The sequence below is a fragment of the Hydrogenophaga sp. GW456-12-10-14-TSB4 genome (genome assembly GCF_059424305.1).
In genome coordinates this window covers 1-21,245 of the sequence record NZ_JBWKZH010000028.1, presented here as the reverse complement: position 1 = coordinate 21,245, position 21,245 = coordinate 1, and the positions used below count along the sequence as shown (strand labels likewise).

Genomic DNA, 21,245 nt, shown 5'->3' with positions numbered 1-21,245 from the left:
GCGGCTACAAGGCGCCAGGGTCCGGGGACTCCGCCGCGGCAGGCGGCACCGCACCGGCGAGCTCCAGCTGCATCACGATCATGTTGACCAGCGTGGCCACCGAGGGGCGCCCGGTTTCAATGACGAAATGCGCGGTTTCGCGATAGAGCGGATCGCGCGCATCGAACAGGTCGCGGATGCGCTGCAAGGGATCGTCCACCTGCAACAGGGGCCTGTTGCGGTCGTACCGGAGCCGGCGGTACACCTCTTCCGGTGTGGACTTCAGGTAGAAGACCTTGCCGCGGTCGTGCAGGCACGCTCGGTTCTCAGGCCGCAACACCGAGCCGCCACCGGTGGACACGATGGCCGACGGACCCTGGGTCAATTCGTCGATGACCGCCGCCTCGAGGTCGCGAAAACGCGCCTCGCCCTCCCGCTCGAAAAACTCACGGATCGAACAACCCAGGCGTTGCTCGATGACGTGGTCGGAATCGAAGAAAGGGAGGGCGAGGCGCCGGGACAGTTGTCGCCCGACCGTCGACTTGCCGGACCCCGGCAAGCCGATCAGGAAACTGGATGAGCCGCTCAATTGATCGCTGAGCGCCCCAACACACGTGGCGTGATGAAGATCAGGAGCTCCGATTTGTTCGCAATGCGGTTGCGCGACTTGAACAGGTTGCCCACCGCGGGCAAATCACCCAGCAAGGGCACCTTGTTGACCTCGTCGCGCTCGGTCTGCTCGAAGATACCACCGATCACCACCGTACCGCCGTTCTCCACCAGGACCTGCGTCTGCACGTGCTTGGTGTTGATCGCGATACCGTCCGGCGTCGATTCGCCGCGGCTGTCCTTGTTGATGTCCAGGTCCAGAATGATGTTGCCCTCAGGCGTGATCTGCGGCGTCACTTCCAGCTTCAGGTTGGCCTTGCGGAACGCAATGGCCGTGGCACCGCTGGAGGTCGCCGTCTGGTACGGGAATTCCGTCCCTTGTTCGATCAAGGCCTTGACCTGATCGGCCGTGACCACACGCGGGCTCGACACGATGCGGCCCTTGCCGTCCGATTCCAGGGCGGAAATCTCGAGGCTCAGGAACCGGGAGGCGCTGGGGTTGAAGAGCGACAGCGCGAAGGAAGCCGCCTGAGCCGTGCTCGGGTTGGCCGGCAGGTTCACGAATGGCGCCGACGTCAGCGTGGGGCCCGTCGTGGCAGCACCGTAGTTTGAACCGAAATTGCCCTGGATCGGGTTGCCGTTGGCCGAACCCGCGTTGAATCCACGCACGCCGCCGCCCAAACGAACGCCCAGGGATTTGCCGAAGGTGTCGTCGGCTTCCACGATGCGTGCTTCGATCATCACCTGACGGATCGGGATGTCGAGCTTGCGGATCAGCTCCTGCACCTGCTCCAGGCGCGACGCGATGTCGGTCACGAAGAGCTGGTTGGTGCGAGGCTCGGAAATCACGCTGCCGCGATCGGACAGAATGCGGGCACTCGTGCTGCCGGAGCCACCGCTGCCGGTCGAGGTGAGCTGTGTCGCAATGTCGGCCGCCTTGGCGTAGTTCATCTGGAAGCCCTGCGTCCGCAGCGTTTCCAGGCTCTCGATGGACACCTTGGATTCGAGTTCCTGCTTCTCACGGGCCGCGATCTCGTCCTTCGGGGCGATCCACAGCACGTTGCCGGACTTGCGCATGCCCAGCCCCTTGGCCTGCAGGATGATGTCCAGCGCCTGGTCCCAAGGCACGTCCTTGAGTCGCAGCGTGACGGCGCCGGTGACCGAGTCGGAGGTCACGATGTTGAAGTTGGTGAAGTCCGCGATGACTTGCAGCAGCGACCGCACTTCGATGTTCTGGAAATTGAGCGACAGCTTTTCGCCGCTGTAGCCCGGGCCTTGCGTCAGCTTGGTGGAGTCGATCTTTTGCTCGCGCACTTCCAGCACGAACTGGTTGTCGCTCTGGTACGCGGAATGCTCCCAGTTGCCGGTCGGGCTGACCACCATGCGCACGCGGTCACCCGCCTGCGAGGTGGTGACGCTTTGAATCGGCGTGCCGAAGTCGCTGACGTCCAGCCGGCGGCGCAGACCCTCCGGCAGCGAGGTCTTGAGGAATTCGACCACCAGGTTCTGGCCCTGCTGGCGAATGTCCACACCGACCTGGTTGTTGGCCAGCTCGACCACCACCCGGCCCGCATTGCCCACGCCGCGGCGGAAATCGATGTCTCGCAAGGCCGCCACATCGCGGTTGCGGTTTTCGGCAAAGGCCGAAGAAGGCGGTGCCGACGCAGCGCTCACCGACTGGGTGCGCTCCAGCACCACCAGCAGGGTCTTGCCTTCGATCCGGGCTTCGTAGGCGGCCGACTGCTTCAGGTTGATGACCACGCGCGTGCGGTCACCGGCCTGCACCACGTTGGCCGACCGGAGGTTGCCTTCATTGATGTCCACCGCATTGCGGCCGATGGCATTGGCCACGCCGGGAAAATCCAGCGCGATGCGCGCAGGGGCCTGAATGGTGAAACCGGTCGGCAACGCCGTCAGCGGCTGGGTGGTGTTGATGCGAATGACTTCGACGCCACCCTGGATGCCCCCCGTGATCGACTGGATCGCGTTCTGAGCCTGCGCCCACACGGCCGTCAGCGTCATGCAGGCAAACACGGCCCCCTTGAGCAGCCCTTGCCCCACTGCTGCGATTCCCGTTGCCCTGTTTGGCTTGTTCATTTAGAAGCACCCTCTTGTAGTTGCAGCGCCGCAGCGCGCTCGATCCATTCCCCTGCCGAATCCTGCACGATCTCGCGCATCACCACCTCGGTCTCGGTGATGCGGGTGACGCGTCCGAAGTTTTGGCCCAGGTAGTTGCCGGGCCTGACCTGGTACAACAGGCTATCCACTTTCACCAACGCGACCAGCTTGCCATCGCGGTTGAGGCTGCCGACCATGACCATCGCGTCCAGCGGATGGGCTTCGAGCGGTTGCTTGCGGCGGTTCAATTCAGGTTCGATGAGCCCCGCGTTGGCCACGGGCGACGGCTGGGCACCGCGCAGCACGCTGGCCAGCTTCTCTTCGCTGAACGGCGGCAACTGACGCTCGCCCAGGTAGGCCTGGGGCACGAACTTGGTGGGTTCGGGAATCGGCTGAACCGAAGGCTTGATCGAGTTGCGCTCGGTCTGCATCCAGACCTGGAGTTCATCCTGGCCGGACGAGGTACAGGCCGTCAGGGTCGATGCCAGCAGCACGGTGGCAACCGTTGGGATCCATCGGCGGTGCGTCACTTCTTGGCTCCCTTCGGTGCGGCAGCCTTCTGCTGGGCGGCGATCTCTTCCTGATCCAGGTAGCGGAATGTCTTGGCCGTGCCATCAAGCGTCAGGACGCCTTCGCGGTCCCTGATAGGCGTAAGCGTCAGATTGTTCAGGGTCACGATGCGCGAGAGGTTCGCGATGTCGGCCGCAAACAGCCCGATGTCGTGGTAGGTGCCGGTCACGCGCACCGAGATCGGCAGTTCCGCGTAGTACTCCTTCACACTCACCTGACCGGGGCGAAAGAGCTCAAACTGCAGGCTGCGGCCCAGGCCTGCCTGGTTGATGTCCGACAGCAGCGCGTCCATCTCGGCCTTGCTCGGCAGCTGCTTTTCGAGCTGCGTCACGTATTGCTGCACCTGCTCCAGCTGTTTGCGCAAGGCGTCCAGATTGACCGCCTGCACGAGCTTCTTGCGGTAGTCCTCGCGCAGCTGAACTTCGCGTGCCTTCTCAGCAATCAGTTCTTCGTCCGAGTTCTTGAGCCAGGCGAACCACAGCGCAGCCACGAAAGCCACACACACCGCCACAAACAGCAGGTTGCGGGGCAACCCAGGCCATTGCGATGGGTCATTGGGGTCCAGTCCGGTGAACTGGGCTTTGAGCTTGTCCTGGATTCCTTTGAAATCCACGTTGATCTTGGGCGTTTTGGCCATGTTGCGCGGGTCCCTTGATCAGACTTTGCGCGGCGCGGCAGGCGCAGCGGTGGCCGGTCCGGCCGCAGGCGGCGCGGAAGGACGCTTCAGCGAAACCCGGATGGTGAAGTTCGACACACGGCGTTGATCGCGGTTGCCTGCCGTGGGCTTGGCCGCCACAATCTCCACCAACTCCGGTCGCACCAGCCAGGGGCTGTTGTTCGACAGGTTGCGCAGCAGATCGGACACGCGTTCCTGGGACTGGGCCACGCCCACCAGCAGCACGCTCTGGTTGTCCTGCTTCATGCTGGTGAGGTAGATACCGTCGGGCAGTTGCGCGACCAGCTCGTCCAGCAGGTGCACCGGCAGATTGCGGTCGCCCTGCAGGTTTTCCACCGCGGTCTGGCGTGCCCGCAAGGAGGCGATTTCCCGCTGAAGGTTGGCAATGTCCTTGATCTCGGCGTCCAGCTTCGCGATCTCACCCTGGAGAAAGGTGTTCCGATCCTGCTGCGCAGAGATCTGGCCTTGGTACCAGGTGAAAACGGCACCGCAGATGACCCCACCCAGCAACGCGGACAGGCCCAGCTGCGTGAAGAACTGGTCCTTCTGGCGCTTGCGGGTTGCCTCACGGTGAGGCAACAGGTTGATGAGGATCATTGGTAGAACCTCCGCAGCGCCAACCCGGTGGAGGTCAGGTACGAAGGCGCCTCGCGAGACATCTTCCGCGCCTGCACGGAGGCGGCCATTTCCATGGCGTCAAAAGGATTGATCACCATGCAGGCAAACGAGGTCTGGTGGGTCACGGCCTCGGTCAGGCCCGGCAGCGCGGCGCTGCCGCCGGCCAGGAGGATGTGATCGACCTTGTTGTAAGGCGTGCTGGTGAAGAAGAACTGGAGGGCGCGGCCGACTTCCTGGGCCATGCTTTCGATGAAGGGGTCAAGCACCGCGGAACGGTAGTCGTCGGGCAGATCGCCCGAGCGCTTCTTGGCCTCGGCTTCGTCTGAGGAAAAGCCGTACTGGCGCACGATGAGTTGCGTCAGCTGGGCACCGCCAAAGGCCTGATCCCGCTCGTACAGCACGTCGTCGTTGCGCATCACCTGCATGCTGGTGGTCAAAGCGCCCACCTCGAACAAGGCCACCAGCGAGTCCACCCCCTGGTTGGGCAAGGTTTCGATCACGCGGCCAGCGGCCATGCGGGACGCGTAGGACTCCACGTCCATCACCACCGGTTTGAGCCCGGCCGCTTCGGCCAGACCCTGGCGATCCGAGACCTTCTCCTTGCGCGACGCGGCAATCAGCACCTCCACGTCACCCACGGAGTTGGCGCTGGGGCCGATGACGCAGAAGTCGAGACTCACTTCATCGAGCGAGAACGGGATGTATTGGTTGGCTTCCGACTCGACCTGGGCCTCGAGCTCCTTGTCGGACAGTCCGCCCGGCAGAATGATCTTCTTCGTGATCACGGCCGAGGCCGGCAAGGCAAGCGCCACGTTCTTGGTCTTGCTGCCACTCTTGCGGACCACGCGGCGCACCGCTTCAGCCACCTCGTCGAATTTTTCGATGTTGCCATCGGTGATCCAACCACGCTCCAGGGGCTCCATGGCGCAACGCTCCAGCACCAGATCGCCCGAACGGTTGCGGCTCAACTCCACCAACTTGACACTGGAAGAGCTGACATCGATGCCCAGCAAGGGCGCCGGTTCACGGCTGAATAACGACCCCAATGAGATCAAGGTGGCCCCCAAAAAACGGTGACAAAAAGCGTCGCCAAACTTAACAATTCACTTGAATGCTAGCAGTAAGCCCCTTGTCCAGCAAAGATTTTTTGCCTTTGAGACAAACTGCAACGTTGTCAAAAGCATACGCATCCTGGACCCGGTGTTCACCGCTTCATCGGCTGTTTGGCCGGGAAATACACAACAACTCACAATATGCCGGGCGAGCCCTTCGGTGCTCGGCATCCCGATTTTTATAATCACGGGCTCCGGCTCTGAACGACTGCATGCCCAAGAACGACACTTCTTCGACCCGCCCCTCCGACACGTCATCAGTATTGACCGGGCACACAGCACTCATCTGGATCGGTCGCTTGGTGGTGGGTCTGGCCGGACTGGCGGTGGCAGGTGTTGCGTGCGTGTTGATGGCCGTGGGCATCGCGCTGGCGGTGGCTTACCCCAACCTGCCCGAAGTCGCCGGCCTGGCCGACTACCGGCCCAAGCTGCCGCTGCGCGTGATCTCTTCCGACGGATCGCTGATCGGCGAGTTCGGCGAGGAGCGGCGCAACCTGCTCACCATCAACGAGATTCCCGCAGTGATGAAGAACGCGGTGCTGGCCATCGAGGACGCACGGTTCTTCGAGCACAACGGCGTCGACTACCGCGGCATGATGCGCGCCGCGCTGGCCAACCTGCGCCAGGCCAAGAGCCAGGGTGCCTCCACCATCACCATGCAGGTGGCCCGCAACGTGTACCTCTCCGCCGAGAAGAGCTACACCCGCAAGATCTATGAGGTGCTCCTGACGTTCAAGCTGGAGCACATGCTCACCAAGGAGCAGATCCTCGAGATCTACATGAATCAGATCTTCCTGGGCCAGCGGGCCTACGGCTTCTCCGCCGCCTCGCAGATCTACTTCGGCAAGTCGCTGAAGGACGTGACCATCGCGGAAGCGGCCATGCTCGCCGGCCTGCCCCAGGCGCCGTCGGCCTACAACCCCGTCAAGAACCCGCGCCGGGCACGCGCCCGCCAGCTGCACATCATCGACCGGATGGTGGAGAACGGCTTCATCACGCCCGAAGAGGCCGAGGTGGCCAAAGCCGAGCAGCTCAAGCTGAGGGCCACGAATCCGTCGAACCGGCCCCACGCGGAATTCGTGGCCGAGATGGTGCGCCAGTCCATCGTCTCCCAATACGGCGAGGAAGCCTACACGCGCGGCCTGGTCGTGACGACCACGATCAAGGCGAACGAGCAGCTCGCGGCCTACCGTGCGGTGCGCCAGGGCGTGCTGGACTACGAGCGGCGCCAGTTCTACCGGGGCCCGGAGCTGTTCATCGACCTGCCGGAAGACAAGGCGGCTCGCGACGACGCCATCGACGAGGCCCTGACCGACCGACCGGACAACGACGACCTGCTGTCCGCCGTGGTGCTGGAAGCCAATGCCAAGCGCGTGGTGGCGGTGCGCCAGGATGGCGAACCGTTCGAGATCACCGGCGAAGGCCTCAAGCCCGTGCAATCCGGCCTATCCGACAAGGCAGGCCCCAACGTCAAGATCCGGCCGGGCGCCGTGATCCGCGTCGTGCAGACGGCGCCCAAGGTCTGGCGCATCACACAACTGCCCGAGGTCGAGTCGGCCTTCGTGGCACTCGACCCGCGCTCCGGCAAGGTGATCGCGCTGGTCGGCGGGTTCGACTTCCAGAAGAGCAAGTTCAACCACGTCACACAGGCCTGGCGCCAGCCCGGCTCGAGCTTCAAGCCGTTCATCTACTCCGCGGCGCTGGAAAAGGGCGTGACGCCCATGACGGTGGTGAACGACGCACCGCTCTTCTACTCCGCCGGCGAAACCGGCGGCAAGCCCTGGGAACCGAAGAACTACGACGGCCAGTTCGAAGGCCCGATGTCGGTGCGGCGCGCGCTGGCCAAATCCAAGAACATGGTGTCCATCCGCGTGCTCCAGCTGGTGGGAACGCAGAGTGCCCAGCAGTGGGTGTCGCGCTTCGGCTTCGACGCCGACAAGCACCCCCCGTACCTGACGATGGCCCTGGGCGCAGGTTCGGTCACACCGATGCAGATGGCCACCGGCTACTCGGTGTTTGCCAATGGCGGCTACCGCATTGCGCCCACGCTCATCCTGCGGGTGAGCGACCACAAGGGCAAGCTGCTGTACGAGGCCCCGGAAGTGAGCCCCACCGAGGAGCAACGCGCGATCGAGCCCCGCAACGCCTTCATCATGAACAGCCTGCTGCAGGAAATCACCCGGTCCGGCACGGCCGCGCGGGCGCAGGCCACCCTGAAGCGGACGGATCTTTACGGCAAGACCGGCACCACCAACGACTCGGTGGATGCCTGGTTCGTGGGTTACCAACCCACGCTGGTGGCGGCGGCCTGGGTGGGCTACGACTCGCCACGCAACCTCGGCAGCCGCGAAACCGGCGGCGGGCTGAGCCTGCCGATCTGGATTTCCTTCATGACGGAGGCCCTCAAGGCCGTTCCCGTGGCCACCTACACCCCGCCCGCCGGCGTCATCAACGTGGGCGGTGAGTGGTACTACGAGGAGTTCGGCCCCGGACGCGGCGTGCACAGCCTGGGTCTGCAAGACCCCATGCCAGGCGCCACCGGGGCGGCACCCGAGCTGGACGCCAATGGGGTCCCTGTGTCCAAACCACCTGCAGCGCCCACCGAGGAGCGCCGCAGCATCCTGGATCTCTTCAGGAACTGAAGCTCAGCGACAACCCTGCCTGTTCCGAGGCACAACGGGACAGGTGGGCGAAGAACTCGCCCTGCCCCTTGGTGTCCATCCAGGCGCTGCCATCGTGCTTGTAGTGAAAGCCGCCGGCGCGAGCGGCCATCCACACCTCGTGCAACGGCTTCTGGAGGTTGATGATGATCTGGCTTCCATTGGCAAACGTCAGGGTGATCATGCCGCCCACCCGCTGGTTGTCGACGTCGGCATCGGTGTCGTCGTTGATGCGGTCGCAGGCCAGTTCAATCGCCCGCAGCAGGGCTTCTGCGCGGTCCTGATATTCGGTGTCGGTCATTACAATGCGTCGATGTTTGGTTTGAAACGCATTCTAGGTCGGGGCATCGGCCCCTCGCGGCTCATGGCCATCGCCATCACCGCGCTGGTGCTCTCGGCCTGCGGCCAAAGGGGCCCGCTGTACCTGCCGGGCCCCGACGAGCCCAAAACAACCCGGAAGCCTGCCGCCCCGGCGACTCCCGCAGACACCTCGGCCACGCCAGCCCAACGCTGACCCGCCGCCCTCCTCGCTTCGCATCGCATCGCATGACCACTCTTGCCGGCCTGCCCGCCACCTCGCTGCCTCCCTTTGTCGGCTATCAGGACCACCAGCTCATGATCGAAGGCGTGTCCCTGGCCGCGCTCGCGCAAGAACACGGCACGCCGCTGTTCGTGTACAGCCGCGCGGCCATGTTGCAGGCGCTGGCGGCGTACCAGCGGGGGCTGGCCGGCCGTCGGCACCTGATCTGCTACGCCATGAAGGCCAACTCGTCGCTGGCGATCCTGCAAGCCCTGGTGGCCGCCGGCTGTGGGCTGGACATCGTCTCGGGCGGTGAACTCGAACGCGCCCTGGCGGTCGGCGTCGAACCGGCCAAGGTCATTTTTTCCGGCGTGGGCAAGACCCGCGCCGAGATGCGGCAGGCGCTCGCCGTCGGCATCGGGTGCTTCAACGTGGAGAGCCGGGCCGAACTCGACGTGCTGGACGAGGTGGCCCAAGGCATGGGCCTGCGCGCGCCGGTGAGCATCCGGGTCAATCCCAACGTGGATGCGCAGACCCACCCCTACATCTCCACCGGCCTCAAGGGCAACAAGTTTGGCATCGCGCACGAAGACGTGGTGTCGACCTACCGCCACGCGGCGGCGTGTGACGGCCTGCGCGTGGTCGGCATCGATTGCCACATCGGCTCCCAGATCACGCAGACCGGGCCCTACCTCGACGCCATGGACCGCGTGCTCGACCTCGTGGAGCAGATCGAGGGCGCGGGCGTGCCCATCGACCACATCGACTTCGGCGGCGGCCTGGGCATCGACTACCAGGGCGACAACCCGCCCGAGGCCGACGTGCTCTGGCAGGCCCTGTTGCAGCGCATGGACGCGCGCGGCTTTGGTGATCGCCGGATCTGCATCGAACCCGGCCGCTCGCTGGTGGGCAACGCCGGCGTGTGCCTCACCGAGGTGCTGTACCTCAAGCCCGGCGAACAGAAGAACTTCCTCATCGTGGACGCCGCGATGAACGATCTCCCGCGCCCGGCGATGTACCAAGCCTTCCACCGCATCGTGCCGGTCGCACCCCGTGCGTCGGCCGAGACCCTCACCTGGGACGTGGTCGGCCCGGTGTGCGAAAGCGGCGACTGGATCGGCCGCGACCGCGCGCTCGCAGTGCAATCGGGTGACCTGCTGGCCGTGCTGTCGGCCGGCGCGTATTGCATGAGCATGGCCAGCAACTACAACACGCGCGGCCGTGCTGCCGAGGTGCTGGTGGACGGCGCACAGGCCCATCTGATTCGCGCGCGCGAATCCCTCGCCGATCAGACGCGGCTCGAACGCCTGCTCTGACATCGCGAGCGGTCGCGCGCGCGACACCGCGGCGTGCATGCCCTCTCATGGTGCAGCCACACCCGATACTCCCCTCGGTGTTTGCACCTATAGGCCGGTCAGGGACCGTCCTCCAGAATCCGTCCACATTGTGCACAGCAACATGGATCGACTGCCTTCTGGAAGCGCCCCCACCCCATGCACGACAAGACCGCCGACACCATTCTGGAAACGCGCCAGCTCACCAAGTCCTTCAAGGGTTTCACCGCCGTCAATGACGTCAATCTGCGCGTCCAGCGCGGCGCGATCCATGCCCTGATCGGACCCAACGGTGCCGGCAAGACCACCTGCTTCAACCTGCTGACCAAGTTCCTGGAACCAACGCAGGGCCAGATCCTGTTCAACGGCCAGGACATCACGCGCGAACAACCGGCGCAGATTGCGCGCCGCGGCATCATCCGCTCCTTCCAGATCTCGGCGGTGTTTCCCCACCTCAGCGTGCTCGAGAACGTGCGCGTCGGCCTGCAGCGCCAGTTGGGCACGGCCTATCACTTCTGGAAGAGCGAACGCTCTCTCAACCAGCTCAACGAACGGGCCCACCAGTTGCTGACCGAAGTCGGCCTGCAGGACTTCGCGCGCGAGACCACGGTCAACCTGCCCTACGGCCGCAAGCGCGCGCTGGAGATCGCCACCACCCTGGCCATGGAGCCCGAGCTGATGCTGCTGGACGAACCCACCCAGGGCATGGGGCACGAGGATGTGGACCGCGTCACCCAGCTCATCAAGAAGGTGGCCGCCGGGCGCACCATCCTGATGGTGGAGCACAACATGGGCGTGGTGTCGAACATCGCCGACACGATCACGGTGCTGCAACGCGGCGCCGTGCTGGCCGAAGGCTCTTACGCCCAGGTCTCGGGCAACCCCGCCGTGATGGAGGCCTACATGGGCACCACCGACGGCCAGCTCCAGGGAGCGCACTGATGACCGCACCGGCGCTGGAGATCAAAAACCTGCAAGCCTGGTACGGCGAATCGCATGTGCTGCACGGCGTGGACATGGTGGTGCAACCGGGCGAGGTCGTGACCCTGCTGGGACGCAACGGCGCGGGCCGCACTTCCACACTGCGCGCCATCCTGGGGCTGACCGGTTCGCGCAAGGGCTCCATCCAGAGCAACGGCCAGGAGCTCATCCACCTGCCCACCCACCGCATCGCGCGCCACGGCATCGGCTACTGCCCCGAGGAACGCGGCATTTTCGCCAGCCTGTCCTGCGAGGAAAACCTGCTGCTGCCGCCCACGCTCAAGGGCTCGGGCAAGGGCATGTCGCTGGCGGACATCTACGAAATGTTCCCCAACCTGGCCGAGCGCCGGCACAGCCAGGGCACGCGCCTGTCGGGTGGCGAGCAGCAGATGCTGGCCGTGGCCCGCATCCTGCGCACCGGTGCCCACCTGCTGCTGCTCGACGAGATCTCCGAAGGCCTCGCGCCCGTGATCGTGCAAGCCCTGGCCCGCATGATCAAGATGCTCAAGAGCAAGGGCTACACCGTCGTCATGGTGGAGCAGAACTTCCGCTTCGCCGCCCCGCTGGCCGACCGCTTCTACGTGATGGAGCACGGCCGCATGGTCGAGCACTTCAGCGCTTCCCAGCTGACCGAGAAGATGCCCGTTCTTCACGAACTGCTGGGCGTCTGAGGCCTCCCCCGTTCACCGTTCGCCCCTTTTCCCCAACCGCCACTTCTACGGAGACTGACAGCATGAAACACACCGTCAAACTGCTCACCCTGGCCCTGGGTACCGCAGGGCTGCTCACCGCGGCTCATGCACAGGACAAAGTGCGCATCGGCTTCACCACCGACATGTCGAGCCTGTACTCCGACGTGGACGGCAAGAACGGCGCGATGGCGATCCAGATGGCCATCGACGACTTCGGCGGCAAGGTGCTGGGCAAGCCCATCGAGCTGCTGAGCGCCGATCACCAGAACAAGGCCGACATCGCGGCGTCCAAGGCCCGCGAATGGATCGACACGCAAAACCTGGACGTCATGATCGGCGGCACCAACTCCGGCACCGCCCTGGCCACGGCCAAGGTGGCAGAGGAGAAGAAGAAGCTCTACATCGTCAACGGCGCAGGTTCATCGGCACTGACCAATGCCGCCTGCTCGCCCTACACCGTGCACTATGCCTACGACACCGTGGCGCTGGCCAAGGGCACCGGCGGCGCCGTCGTGAAGCAAGGTGGCAAGGACTGGTTCTTCCTGACCGCCGACTACGCCTTCGGCCACGCATTGGAAACCGACACCGCCAACGTCGTGAAAGGCGCTGGTGGCACCGTCAAGGGCGCCGTGCGCGCACCGCTCAACACCTCCGACTTCTCCTCGTTCCTGCTGCAGGCGCAGAGCTCGGGCGCGAAAATCCTCGGCCTGGCCAACGCCGGTGGTGACACCATCGCCTCGATCAAGGCTGCCAGCGAGTTCGGTATCACCAAGACCATGAAGCTCGCCGGCCTGCTGATGTTCGTCACCGACATCCACAGCCTGGGTCTGAAGGACACGCAAGGCATGTACCTCACCGACAGCTGGTACTGGGACAAGGACGACGCCAGCCGCGCGTTCGCCAAGAAGTTCTTTGAAAAGGCCAAGCGCATGCCCACCAGCATCCAGGCCGCGAACTATTCGGCCACCACCACCTACCTCAAGGCGGTGACGGCGGCCAAGACCACCGACAGCGACAAGGTGATGGCACAGCTCAAGAGCATGAAGATCGACGACTTCTTCGGCAAGGGCACCATCCGTCCGGACGGCCGCTACGTGCACGACATGTACTTGCTGGAAGTGAAGAAACCGGCCGACTCCAAGAGTCCTTGGGACTACATGAAGGTCGCCGCCACGCTCAAGGGCGAGGATGTCTTCACGACCAAGGCCGAATCGAAATGCGCGCTCTGGAAGTGATCTGACGCAGCGGCGCGGGCCCCGGCCCGCGCTGCCTGCCACTGCAACGCCTGACCCACCCAACCCACGCACCGCCGATGGACTTCTTCGGAATACCCCTGTCCGCCCTGATGGGCCAGTTGCTGCTGGGCCTGGTCAACGGCTCGTTCTATGCCATCCTGAGCCTGGGCCTGGCGGTCATCTTCGGCCTGCTCAACGTCATCAACTTCGCGCACGGCGCGCTGTTCATGCTAGGGGCGGTGCTGACCTGGATGGGCCTGAACTACCTGGAACTCAACTTCTGGGTGATGATCGTGCTGGCCCCTCTGCTGGTGGGTCTGCTGGGCGTCGTCATCGAGCGGCTGTTCCTGCGCTGGATCTACCGGCTCGACCACCTCTACGGGCTGCTGCTCACGCTCGGCCTCACGCTGATGCTGGAAGGTGTGCTGCGCTCGGCCTATGGGGTCTCGGGCCTGCCCTACAGCGCCCCCATTTCCGGCGCCACCAACCTGGGCTTCATGGTCATGCCGAACTACCGCGGCTTCGTGGTGCTGGCCTCGCTCGTGGTGTGTTTCGCCACCTGGTACGTGATCGAGAAAACCAAACTGGGCGCCTACCTGCGCGCCGGCACCGAGAACCCCAGGCTGGTGGAAGCCTTCGGCATCAACGTGCCGCTGATGGTCACCCTGACCTACGGCTTCGGCGTGGCGCTGGCCGGTCTGGCGGGCGTGCTGGCCGCGCCCATCATGCAGGTGTCCCCGCTCATGGGGCAGAACCTCATCATCATCGTCTTTGCCGTGGTCGTGATCGGGGGCATGGGCTCCATCCTCGGCACGATCCTCACCGGCCTGGGCCTGGGCATCGTCGAAGGATTGACCAAGGTGTTTTATCCCGAGGCCTCGTCCACCGTGGTCTTCGTCATCATGGCCATCGTGCTGCTGATCCGGCCGGCCGGCCTGTTCGGCAAGGAAAAGTGAAGCCAGCCGCATGAACACGACTTCCAAGAACATCCTCTACGGCTTGCTGCTGCTGGTGCTGCTGGCCGTGCCCTTCATCGGCATCTACCCCGTGCTGGTGATGAAGCTCCTGTGCTTCGCGCTGTTCGCGTCGGCCTTCAACCTGCTGCTGGGCTACACAGGCTTGCTCTCGTTCGGCCACGCGGCCTTCCTGGGCGGCTCGGCCTATGTCGCGGGCCACGCGCTGAAGGTCTGGGGCGTGCCGCCCGAACTGGGCCTGGTGCTCGGCACGCTCACGGGCGCGGTGCTGGGTTGGCTGGTGGGCTCGTTGGCGATCCGCCGCCAGGGCATCTACTTCACCATGATCACCCTGGCGCTGGCGCAGATGCTGTTCTTCTTCTGCCTGCAGATGCCCTTCACCGGCGGTGAAGACGGCCTGCAGGCTGTGCCGCGCGGCCGCCTGCTGGGCTTCATCGAGCTCGGCAACGACATGACCATGTACTACTTCACCTTGCTGATCACGGTGGCGGCGTTCCTGCTGATCATGCGCATCGTGCACTCCCCTTTCGGTCAGATCCTCAAGGCGATCAAGGAGAACGAGCCGCGCGCCATCTCCCTGGGCTACGACACGCAGCGCTTCAAGCTGCTGGTGTTCGTGCTGTCGGCGGCCCTGTCCGGCCTGGCGGGCTCGCTCAAGACCCTGGCCATGGGCTTTGCCACACTCACCGACGTGCACTGGACCATGTCCGGCTCGGTGGTGCTGATGACGCTGGTGGGGGGCCTGGGCACCCTGTCCGGTCCGCTGGTGGGTGCCGCGGTGGTGATCGCGCTGGAGAACAAGCTCGGCGAAATCGGCCATTTCCTGGCGGGTGTGACCGGTATCGACTGGTTCAACGGCCTGGGCGAGTCGGTCACCATGGTGATCGGCTTCATCTTCGTGGTGTGCGTGCTCGCCTTCCGCCGCGGCATCATGGGCGAGGCCATCGCGCTGGTGGAACGCTGGCGCGGCAAGCAGGCCTGAACGGACTCAGCTCCTCAAGCGGCGCCACAGGCGCCAGGCCAGCAGACTGCCCAGGATCACGGCGTACACGGCCACCTCGGCAAAATCGTTCTTGCCGGCGCGCATCCAGAAGAAGTGCAACACCGCGAGGCAGGCGATCACATACACCGCACGGTGCAACAGCTGCCAGCGCCGCGCCCCCAGGGTGCGGATGGCGCGGTTGAACGAGGTGGCGGCCAGTGGCAGCAGCAACAGCCAGGACAGGAAACCCACCAGGATGAACGGGCGCTTGACCACATCGGCCGCGATGCCCGTCAGGTCGAATTCCATGTCGAACCAGGCGTAGGCCAGCAGGTGCATGCAGGCATAGAAAAATACGAACAGCCCCACCATCCGCCGCAGGCGCAGGAGCGCCGGCCAGCCCAGGCTCACGCGCAAGGGCGTGATCGCCATCACCAACACCAGGAAGCGCAGGGTCCAGTCACCCAGCGAGCGGATCAGGGCCTCGGCCGGGTTGGCCCCCAGGCGATCGGCAAAGGCCGCGAACACCAGCCACACAAAAGGCAGGCTCGCGAGCAGGAACGCCACCGGCTTGGTGGCACCGTGGCTGAGCACGCGGTTGGCCGTCCCCCCGGCAGGCGGGCGCTGCATGCGGCTCAGTACAGCTTGCGAAGGTCCAGGCCGGCGTAGAGCTGACCGACCTGGGGCGCGTAGCCGTTGAACATTTGCGTCTGGCGCCGTTTGGCAAACAGGCCGCCGCCTTCACCGATGCGGCGTTCGGTGGCCTGGCTCCAGCGCGGGTGCGAGACCTCGGGATTGACGTTGGAGTAGAAGCCGTACTCCTGCGGTGCCGCCACATTCCACGCGGTGCGCGGCTCCTTGTCGGTGAAGCGGATCTTCACCAGCGATTTGCCGCTCTTGAAACCGTACTTCCAGGGCACCACCAGGCGCAGCGGCGCTCCGTTCTGGTTCGGCAGCACCTCGCCGTACATGCCGAAGGCCAGCAGCGTCAGCGGGTGCATGGCCTCGTCCAGGCGCAGGCCTTCCACATAGGGCCAGCCGAGCACATTGGAGCGCAGGCCAGGCATCTGCTTGGGGTCTGCCAGCGTCACGAATTCAACGTACTTCGCGCTGCCCTGCGGCTGCACCTGCTTGATGAGCTCGCTGAGCGAGTAACCCACCCAGGGAATCACCATGGACCAACCCTCGACACAGCGCAACCGGTAGATGCGCTCCTCCATCGGGCTGAGCTTGAGCAAGGCGTCCAGATCGAACGTGGCGGGCTTGTTCACCAGGCCCTCGACCGCCACCGTCCAGGGACGGGGTTTGAGCGTCTTGGCGTAGGCCACGGGATCGGACTTGTCGGTGCCGAACTCGTAGAAGTTGTTGTAGGAACTGGCGTCGTCGTAGGAGGTCAGCGCCTCCATCGTCACCGCGCCGTCCACCGCAGAGCGCTTGCCGGGCAGCGCGCCAAGCTTGCCGGGTTTGGGGGTGGCCGAAGCGCCCTGCGCCCAGGCGTCGCGCCCGGCCCAGGAGGCCAGTCCGCCCCCCACCGCAGCCGCGGCCAGCAACCATTGGCGCCGGTTCCGATAGGCCGCCGGTGGCGTTATTTCGCTGGACAGGGGGTGATCAAAACCTTGGTCGTGCGTGCGAATGAGCATGGAGCCATCCTTGCTGAAGACACCCGACGGCGGAAGATGCCGCGTCGCTGGTTCGACGATCTTAGGACCGAAGCGGTCCTGACAAGTTCCTGCGCCGCCAGCGTCAGAGTTCGCCGTAGCTGTGCAGGCCGGAGAGGAACATGTTCACGCCGAGGAAGGCGAAGGTCGTCACCGCCAGGCCGACCAGCGCCCACCAGGCCGCCACCGTGCCGCGCAGGCCCTTCATGAGGCGCATGTGCAGCCAGGCCGCGTAGTTGAGCCAGACGATCAGCGCCCAGGTTTCCTTCGGGTCCCAGCTCCAGTAACCGCCCCAGGCCTCGGCGGCCCAGAGGGCGCCCAGCACGGTGGCGATGGTAAAGAAGGCAAAGCCCACCGCGATGGCCTTGTACATCACGTCGTCCAGCACCTCGAAGCTGGGCAGGCGCTCGGCGATGCGGCGGCGACCGAACAGGATGGTGGCGACGATCAGGGCCGAAATGCCGAAGTACACGAACCAGTAGCTGCCGCCGTTCTCTGCCGCCGACTGGCGGAACACGATGGGCTCGAAACACAGCACCACGCCCAGCAGCCACAGCGGCGCGAGCTTGTACCAGCGGCTCTCGGTGGCGCTCTGCTTGATCAGGTAGGCGAAGGCCAGCATCGCGGCAATGGCGAAGGTGCCGTAACCAATGAAGTTGGCCGGCACGTGCAGCTTCATCCACCAGCTCTTGAGCGCCGGCACCAGCGGCTGGATGGCGTGTGCCTCGCGCACCACCGTGTACCAGAGCAGGAAGCCCACCGCCGCGCTGACCACCAGCATCACGAAAGCGCCCATGCCGCGCGTCTTGTACTGGTCTTCGTAGTACAGGTAGAAAGCGGCGGTCATCCAGCAGAACAGCACGAACACCTCGTACAGGTTGCTCACCGGGATGTGGCCGATGTCGGGACCAATCTGGTGGCTCTCGTACCAGCGCACCATGGTGCCGATCAGGGCCAGCGTCACCGCCACCCAGGCCATGCGCGAGCCGAGCAGTTCAAAGGTGTCGCCTGCGCGCTTGAACATGCCGACCCAGTAGAACGCGGTGCTCATGAAGAACAGCACGCTCATCCACAGGATGGCGGACTGGCTGGAAATGAAGTACTTCAGCATGAAGACCTGATCGGCGCGCGCCAGGTCGGCCGTACCGGCCGGCGTCTGGTACAGCCAGATCGCCAACAGCGACACGGCGGTCACCACCACCGTGAGTGTGCGCAGCGGGCGCCAGAACCAACCCAGCCAGATCATGCAAGGCACGGTGCCCACGAGGATGGCCTGCTCGTAGCCGTCCATGGCCGCGTTGTAGCGCATGAAAGCCAGGACAGCGCCCGCGATCACGAACACGGCGAACAGCCAGTCCCAGACATTGCGGCGCGCGAAATACCCCGGCTCCAGGCCCTGGCCGTGATGACCACCCTTCTTCAGCTCGATGGTCTGCGTGGCGGTGACGGTATTCATGGTTGCACCTTCAACAATTGGGTCTTCAACATTTCAAATTCGCGGTCGGCATCCATCGTCTTGCGGTTCGACGACAGCGCCATGCGGGCCTGCGAGGCCTGCTCGCCCGAGGGCGAGAGCCAGACCCAGAGGCGGCGCTCGCGGACGTAGAGCATGGCAAAAACGCCCAGAATCAGCAACAGGCAGCCGAGGTAGACGATGTTCTGGCCCGGCGCGCGGGCGACCTGGAACACGCTGGCCTGCACGTGCGTGAAGTCCTTGAGCTGGAAGGTCATGGGCGCCGGATAGAAGAAGGTGTCGCTCAGGCTGATCACGGCCTGCGACATGAACTGCTGCGAGGCCTCGCTGCGTTCCAGCGGCGGCAGGCCGGCGCGCTCGCGGCTGATCTGCATCAGCTCGAACAGGGTGCCGTTGAGGATGCGCACCAGCACGTCGCTCGCGCGCTCACGTTCGGCGGCAGGCACATTGTTTTCCAGGAAGGCCGACACGGCCTGCAGGCCGCCGCGGATCGGTTTCTCGCCGGCGCCGTTGGCCACGGGCTGCACGCCGGGGGCGCTCACCGATTCGGCACCGGCGAACAAACCAAGGGCACGCGCGGCCGAGGCGGCCAGCGCTTCGGCCAATTCGGGGCGGCCATCTTCCACCGCAGAGGCCGCGTAGCGGCGCACTGCCAGATCGCGCATCTGGGCGTCGCTCAGCGCGGCGCGCAGGCGCACGAAGCCGTCGAGGCCGTCTTTGTCGTCCACCGGAATGCGCAGGTAGCGGAACGGCTCGGCCGGCGTCTCGCGCAAGCCCAGCAGGTAGACGCGCGCACCGTCGATCTCCACCGGCAGCATGTAGTTGTGGTACTCGACCGCCTGGCCGGCCGCATCGCGCAGCTTGTACGACACGCTCGGCCCCACGTTGCGCAGCGTCTTCTCGGTCACGGTCTTGTGGCCCGAGCCCAGGCGGCTCTCGATTGAACCGCGCAGGTCCACCTTGCGCACATCGACGCCGTCGGCGGCGTTGCTGGAGGCGAAGTTCTCCACGTTGATCACGCGCAGACCGGTGTACTCCAGCGTGAGCTTGTCGTCGCCGTTGCTCAGCGCGGTCGAGCTGCCGATGGTGCCCTCGATCTCGAACGGCCGCGTGGGCCCGTTCAGCGGCACGGCCTGCAGCTTCACGCGCGAACCGCCGTCATCGAAGCTGGACTGGTAGATGTTGATGCCCCGATGGCTGGCCGGGTGGTTCACCTCCACGCGCGCGTCCTTGCTCTCGCCGGTCTCGTTGTCGTGGATCACGATTTCGCTGGCGAACAGCTTGGGCATGCCCGTGTCGTAATACTCGACGATGAACTTCTTGAGCTCAACCGAGAAGGGCAGGTCTTGCAGCAGCACGCCCTGAGGCTGCGCAAGGATCGCCGTGCCCGCCGTCGTGCCCTCGGTCACCAGGAGGTTGCCGCGGAACGTGGGGTTGCTGGCCGAGAGCCGGTGCTGGGCCGGCACGTCGGCGATAAGACCGCCCCCCATGAACGGGGTTTTGCCGTTGAACCAGGTCTGCGCGCGCACCATCAGGTCACCGTCCAGCAGGCCGCCGATGCACACCAGCACGATAGCGCTGTGCGCCGCGAGGTAACCGATCTTGTTGGCCGCACCGGCCTTGGCCGCCACCATCCAGCCCGTGCCCGCCGCGGTGGTGCGCGACTGCAGCTTGACCTTCCAGCCCGATCCCAGCAAGGTCTGGCCGATGCGGTTCGCGGCGGCTTCGGGTGTTTCGCCCAGTTCGCCTTCGGCGCGGTGCGGAAACGCCTTGAGACTCTGCTCCCGGATGTTTTCCTTGTAGGCCTTGAAGTCGGCCAGGATCTTGGGCGTGTTGCGGGCGATGCACAGGCTGGTGCTGATGACCAGGAACGCCAGGATGAGCAGGAACCACCACGCGCTGTACACCGAGTACAGGTGTGCGCTGGCGAACACGTCGGCCCAGAAGGGGCCGAACTGGTTGACGTAGTTGATGAAAGGTTCGTGCTGTTTGACCACCGTGCCGATCACCGACGCGATGCAGATCACGGTGAGCAGCGAAATGGCAAACCGCATCGACGACAGCAGCTCCACCAGTTCGCTGACGATGCGCGAGCCGGTGCGGATGTGCAGGCCTTGGGTGGAGACGGTCATGGAGGAAGGGAAGGCAGAAGAACGGTCAACAAAAAAGGGCGGCCCCGGAAGTCCCGGAACGCGCCCTGATGTGATGTGTTTTGTGGCTGGCGGTTCAACGCCCGGTGGGGTTTATTGCATTGTGCCGGCAAATATTCATGTCCGCTTATATCCCGGCCAGGCCCGAGGGGCTTGCGCCCCCCGGCGACCGATCAGCGCAGGCCGGCGATGTAGTCCGACACCGCCTGGATTTCGCGGTCGTTCATCTTGGCGGCCACGCCCGTCATCTGTGCGTTGTTCTTGCGGGTGCCGTCACGGAAGTGCTTGAGCTGCGTGGCGGTGTACTCCGCCTGCTGGCCCGACAGGCGCGGGTACTGCGCCGGAATGCCGGCGCCGTTGGGGCTGTGGCAGCCGGCGCAGGCAGCGATCTGGCGGTCGGCGATGCCGCCGCGGTAGATGCGTTCACCCAGGCGCACCAGGTCCTTGTCGGTGGCAGCGCCGCCCTTAGCCTTCTGATCGGCCAGCCAGTAGGCGATGTTGCGCATGTCGGCATCGGACAGGGCCGACGCAAAGCCCTTCATGATGGCGTTGTCGCGCTTGCCCGACTTGAATTCCTGCAGTTGCTTGACGAGGTACTCGGGGTGCTGCTGGGCGAGCTTCGGGTTGGCCGGCGTGGTCGAGTTGCCGTCCGCTGCGTGGCAAGCCACGCAGGCCTGACCGTACATGGCGCTGCCCTTGGCCAGATCGGGCTTGGCCGATTGCGCCTGGGCGCTGAACGACAGGGCTGCGGCAGCAGCGGCGCAAAGGAAGGAAACAGGCAATTTCATGACGGGGCGGGCGTCGGTTGCGACGGGTTCGGTTTGTGGGAATTCTCGGTTTGTCTGGACAAAGCCAATCGATTTTACAATGTCCCACCGGGAAAACCCCCAAATGACCCACCGC

At 64.9% G+C, this 21,245-nt stretch carries 20 protein-coding genes; 8 read left to right on the top strand and 12 right to left on the bottom strand.

The window, feature by feature from the left end:
* Positions 1–4: 4 nt before the first annotated feature.
* Genes AC07ZS_RS14980 through AC07ZS_RS14955 form a run of 6 tightly spaced genes read right to left on the bottom strand, consistent with a single transcriptional unit; the run spans position 5 to position 5,625 of the window.
* Positions 5–568, bottom strand: coding sequence for a shikimate kinase (locus tag AC07ZS_RS14980; protein ID WP_494799334.1), 564 nt, complete (start codon positions 566–568; stop codon positions 5–7).
* Positions 565–2,685, bottom strand: coding sequence for a type IV pilus secretin PilQ (locus AC07ZS_RS14975; protein WP_494799333.1), 2,121 nt, complete (start codon positions 2,683–2,685; stop codon positions 565–567). Before AC07ZS_RS14975 ends, AC07ZS_RS14980 begins: the two co-directional genes overlap by 4 nt.
* The gene (locus AC07ZS_RS14970; RefSeq protein ID WP_494799332.1) at positions 2,682–3,236 is read right to left on the bottom strand and encodes a pilus assembly protein PilP; all 555 of its coding nucleotides are present in this window, start codon (positions 3,234–3,236) and stop codon (positions 2,682–2,684) included. The genes AC07ZS_RS14975 and AC07ZS_RS14970 overlap by 4 nt, the downstream gene beginning before the upstream one ends.
* Positions 3,233–3,913: a type IV pilus inner membrane component PilO gene (locus AC07ZS_RS14965; RefSeq protein WP_494799331.1), complete on the bottom strand. Its 681-nt coding sequence runs from the start codon at positions 3,911–3,913 to the stop codon at positions 3,233–3,235. Before AC07ZS_RS14965 ends, AC07ZS_RS14970 begins: the two co-directional genes overlap by 4 nt.
* Positions 3,914–3,931: 18 nt before the next feature.
* Entirely contained in the window at positions 3,932–4,549 is a 618-nt protein-coding gene (locus AC07ZS_RS14960) for a PilN domain-containing protein (RefSeq protein WP_494799330.1), read from the bottom strand.
* A complete protein-coding gene (locus AC07ZS_RS14955) occupies positions 4,546–5,625 on the bottom strand; it encodes a pilus assembly protein PilM (RefSeq protein WP_291113824.1) in 1,080 nt (359 codons plus the stop codon). The genes AC07ZS_RS14960 and AC07ZS_RS14955 overlap by 4 nt, the downstream gene beginning before the upstream one ends.
* Before the next feature lie 269 nt (positions 5,626–5,894).
* Between AC07ZS_RS14955 and AC07ZS_RS14950 the strand changes: the two genes are divergently transcribed.
* A complete protein-coding gene (locus AC07ZS_RS14950; protein ID WP_494799329.1) occupies positions 5,895–8,324 on the top strand; it encodes a penicillin-binding protein 1A in 2,430 nt (809 codons plus the stop codon).
* On the opposite strand, the gene cyaY is transcribed toward AC07ZS_RS14950, so the two are convergent.
* Positions 8,314–8,643: an iron donor protein CyaY gene (gene cyaY, locus AC07ZS_RS14945; protein ID WP_494799328.1), complete on the bottom strand. Its 330-nt coding sequence runs from the start codon at positions 8,641–8,643 to the stop codon at positions 8,314–8,316. The two genes, AC07ZS_RS14950 and cyaY, sit on opposite strands and share 11 nt — an antisense overlap.
* Positions 8,644–8,655: 12 nt before the next feature.
* Between cyaY and lptM the strand changes: the two genes are divergently transcribed.
* The 7 genes from lptM (at position 8,656) to AC07ZS_RS14910 (ending at position 15,060) form a co-directional block, all read left to right on the top strand.
* A complete protein-coding gene (gene lptM, locus AC07ZS_RS14940) occupies positions 8,656–8,856 on the top strand; it encodes an LPS translocon maturation chaperone LptM (RefSeq protein WP_494799327.1) in 201 nt (66 codons plus the stop codon).
* A gap of 32 nt (positions 8,857–8,888) precedes the next feature.
* Positions 8,889–10,178: a diaminopimelate decarboxylase gene (gene lysA, locus AC07ZS_RS14935; RefSeq protein ID WP_494799326.1), complete on the top strand. Its 1,290-nt coding sequence runs from the start codon at positions 8,889–8,891 to the stop codon at positions 10,176–10,178.
* A gap of 177 nt (positions 10,179–10,355) precedes the next feature.
* Positions 10,356–11,138 (top strand): ABC transporter ATP-binding protein, encoded by a 783-nt coding sequence (locus AC07ZS_RS14930; protein WP_494799325.1) that lies wholly within the window; start codon positions 10,356–10,358, stop codon positions 11,136–11,138.
* Positions 11,138–11,848: an ABC transporter ATP-binding protein gene (locus tag AC07ZS_RS14925; protein WP_494799324.1), complete on the top strand. Its 711-nt coding sequence runs from the start codon at positions 11,138–11,140 to the stop codon at positions 11,846–11,848. Before AC07ZS_RS14930 ends, AC07ZS_RS14925 begins: the two co-directional genes overlap by 1 nt.
* A 62-nt stretch (positions 11,849–11,910) precedes the next feature.
* Entirely contained in the window at positions 11,911–13,104 is a 1,194-nt protein-coding gene (locus tag AC07ZS_RS14920) for an ABC transporter substrate-binding protein (protein WP_494799323.1), read from the top strand.
* A 77-nt stretch (positions 13,105–13,181) separates the two neighbouring features.
* Positions 13,182–14,060: a branched-chain amino acid ABC transporter permease gene (locus AC07ZS_RS14915; protein WP_494799322.1), complete on the top strand. Its 879-nt coding sequence runs from the start codon at positions 13,182–13,184 to the stop codon at positions 14,058–14,060.
* A gap of 10 nt (positions 14,061–14,070) precedes the next feature.
* Positions 14,071–15,060, top strand: a complete 990-nt coding sequence (locus tag AC07ZS_RS14910) for a branched-chain amino acid ABC transporter permease (RefSeq protein WP_494799321.1) — start codon at positions 14,071–14,073, stop codon at positions 15,058–15,060.
* 6 nt (positions 15,061–15,066) lie between these two features.
* On the opposite strand, the gene msrQ is transcribed toward AC07ZS_RS14910, so the two are convergent.
* The 5 genes from msrQ to AC07ZS_RS14885 form a co-directional block, all read right to left on the bottom strand.
* The gene (msrQ, locus tag AC07ZS_RS14905; protein ID WP_494799320.1) at positions 15,067–15,690 is read right to left on the bottom strand and encodes a protein-methionine-sulfoxide reductase heme-binding subunit MsrQ; all 624 of its coding nucleotides are present in this window, start codon (positions 15,688–15,690) and stop codon (positions 15,067–15,069) included.
* 5 nt (positions 15,691–15,695) lie between these two features.
* Positions 15,696–16,700, bottom strand: coding sequence for a protein-methionine-sulfoxide reductase catalytic subunit MsrP (msrP, locus tag AC07ZS_RS14900; protein WP_494799319.1), 1,005 nt, complete (start codon positions 16,698–16,700; stop codon positions 15,696–15,698).
* A gap of 103 nt (positions 16,701–16,803) precedes the next feature.
* Positions 16,804–18,174: a c-type cytochrome biogenesis protein CcsB gene (gene ccsB / locus AC07ZS_RS14895; protein ID WP_494799318.1), complete on the bottom strand. Its 1,371-nt coding sequence runs from the start codon at positions 18,172–18,174 to the stop codon at positions 16,804–16,806.
* Positions 18,171–20,324 (bottom strand): cytochrome c biogenesis protein ResB, encoded by a 2,154-nt coding sequence (locus tag AC07ZS_RS14890; RefSeq protein WP_494799317.1) that lies wholly within the window; start codon positions 20,322–20,324, stop codon positions 18,171–18,173. Before AC07ZS_RS14890 ends, ccsB begins: the two co-directional genes overlap by 4 nt.
* A 191-nt stretch (positions 20,325–20,515) precedes the next feature.
* Complete coding sequence (locus AC07ZS_RS14885) at positions 20,516–21,130, bottom strand: c-type cytochrome (RefSeq protein WP_494799316.1); 615 nt, start codon at positions 21,128–21,130, stop codon at positions 20,516–20,518.
* Positions 21,131–21,245: the final 115 nt, after the last annotated feature.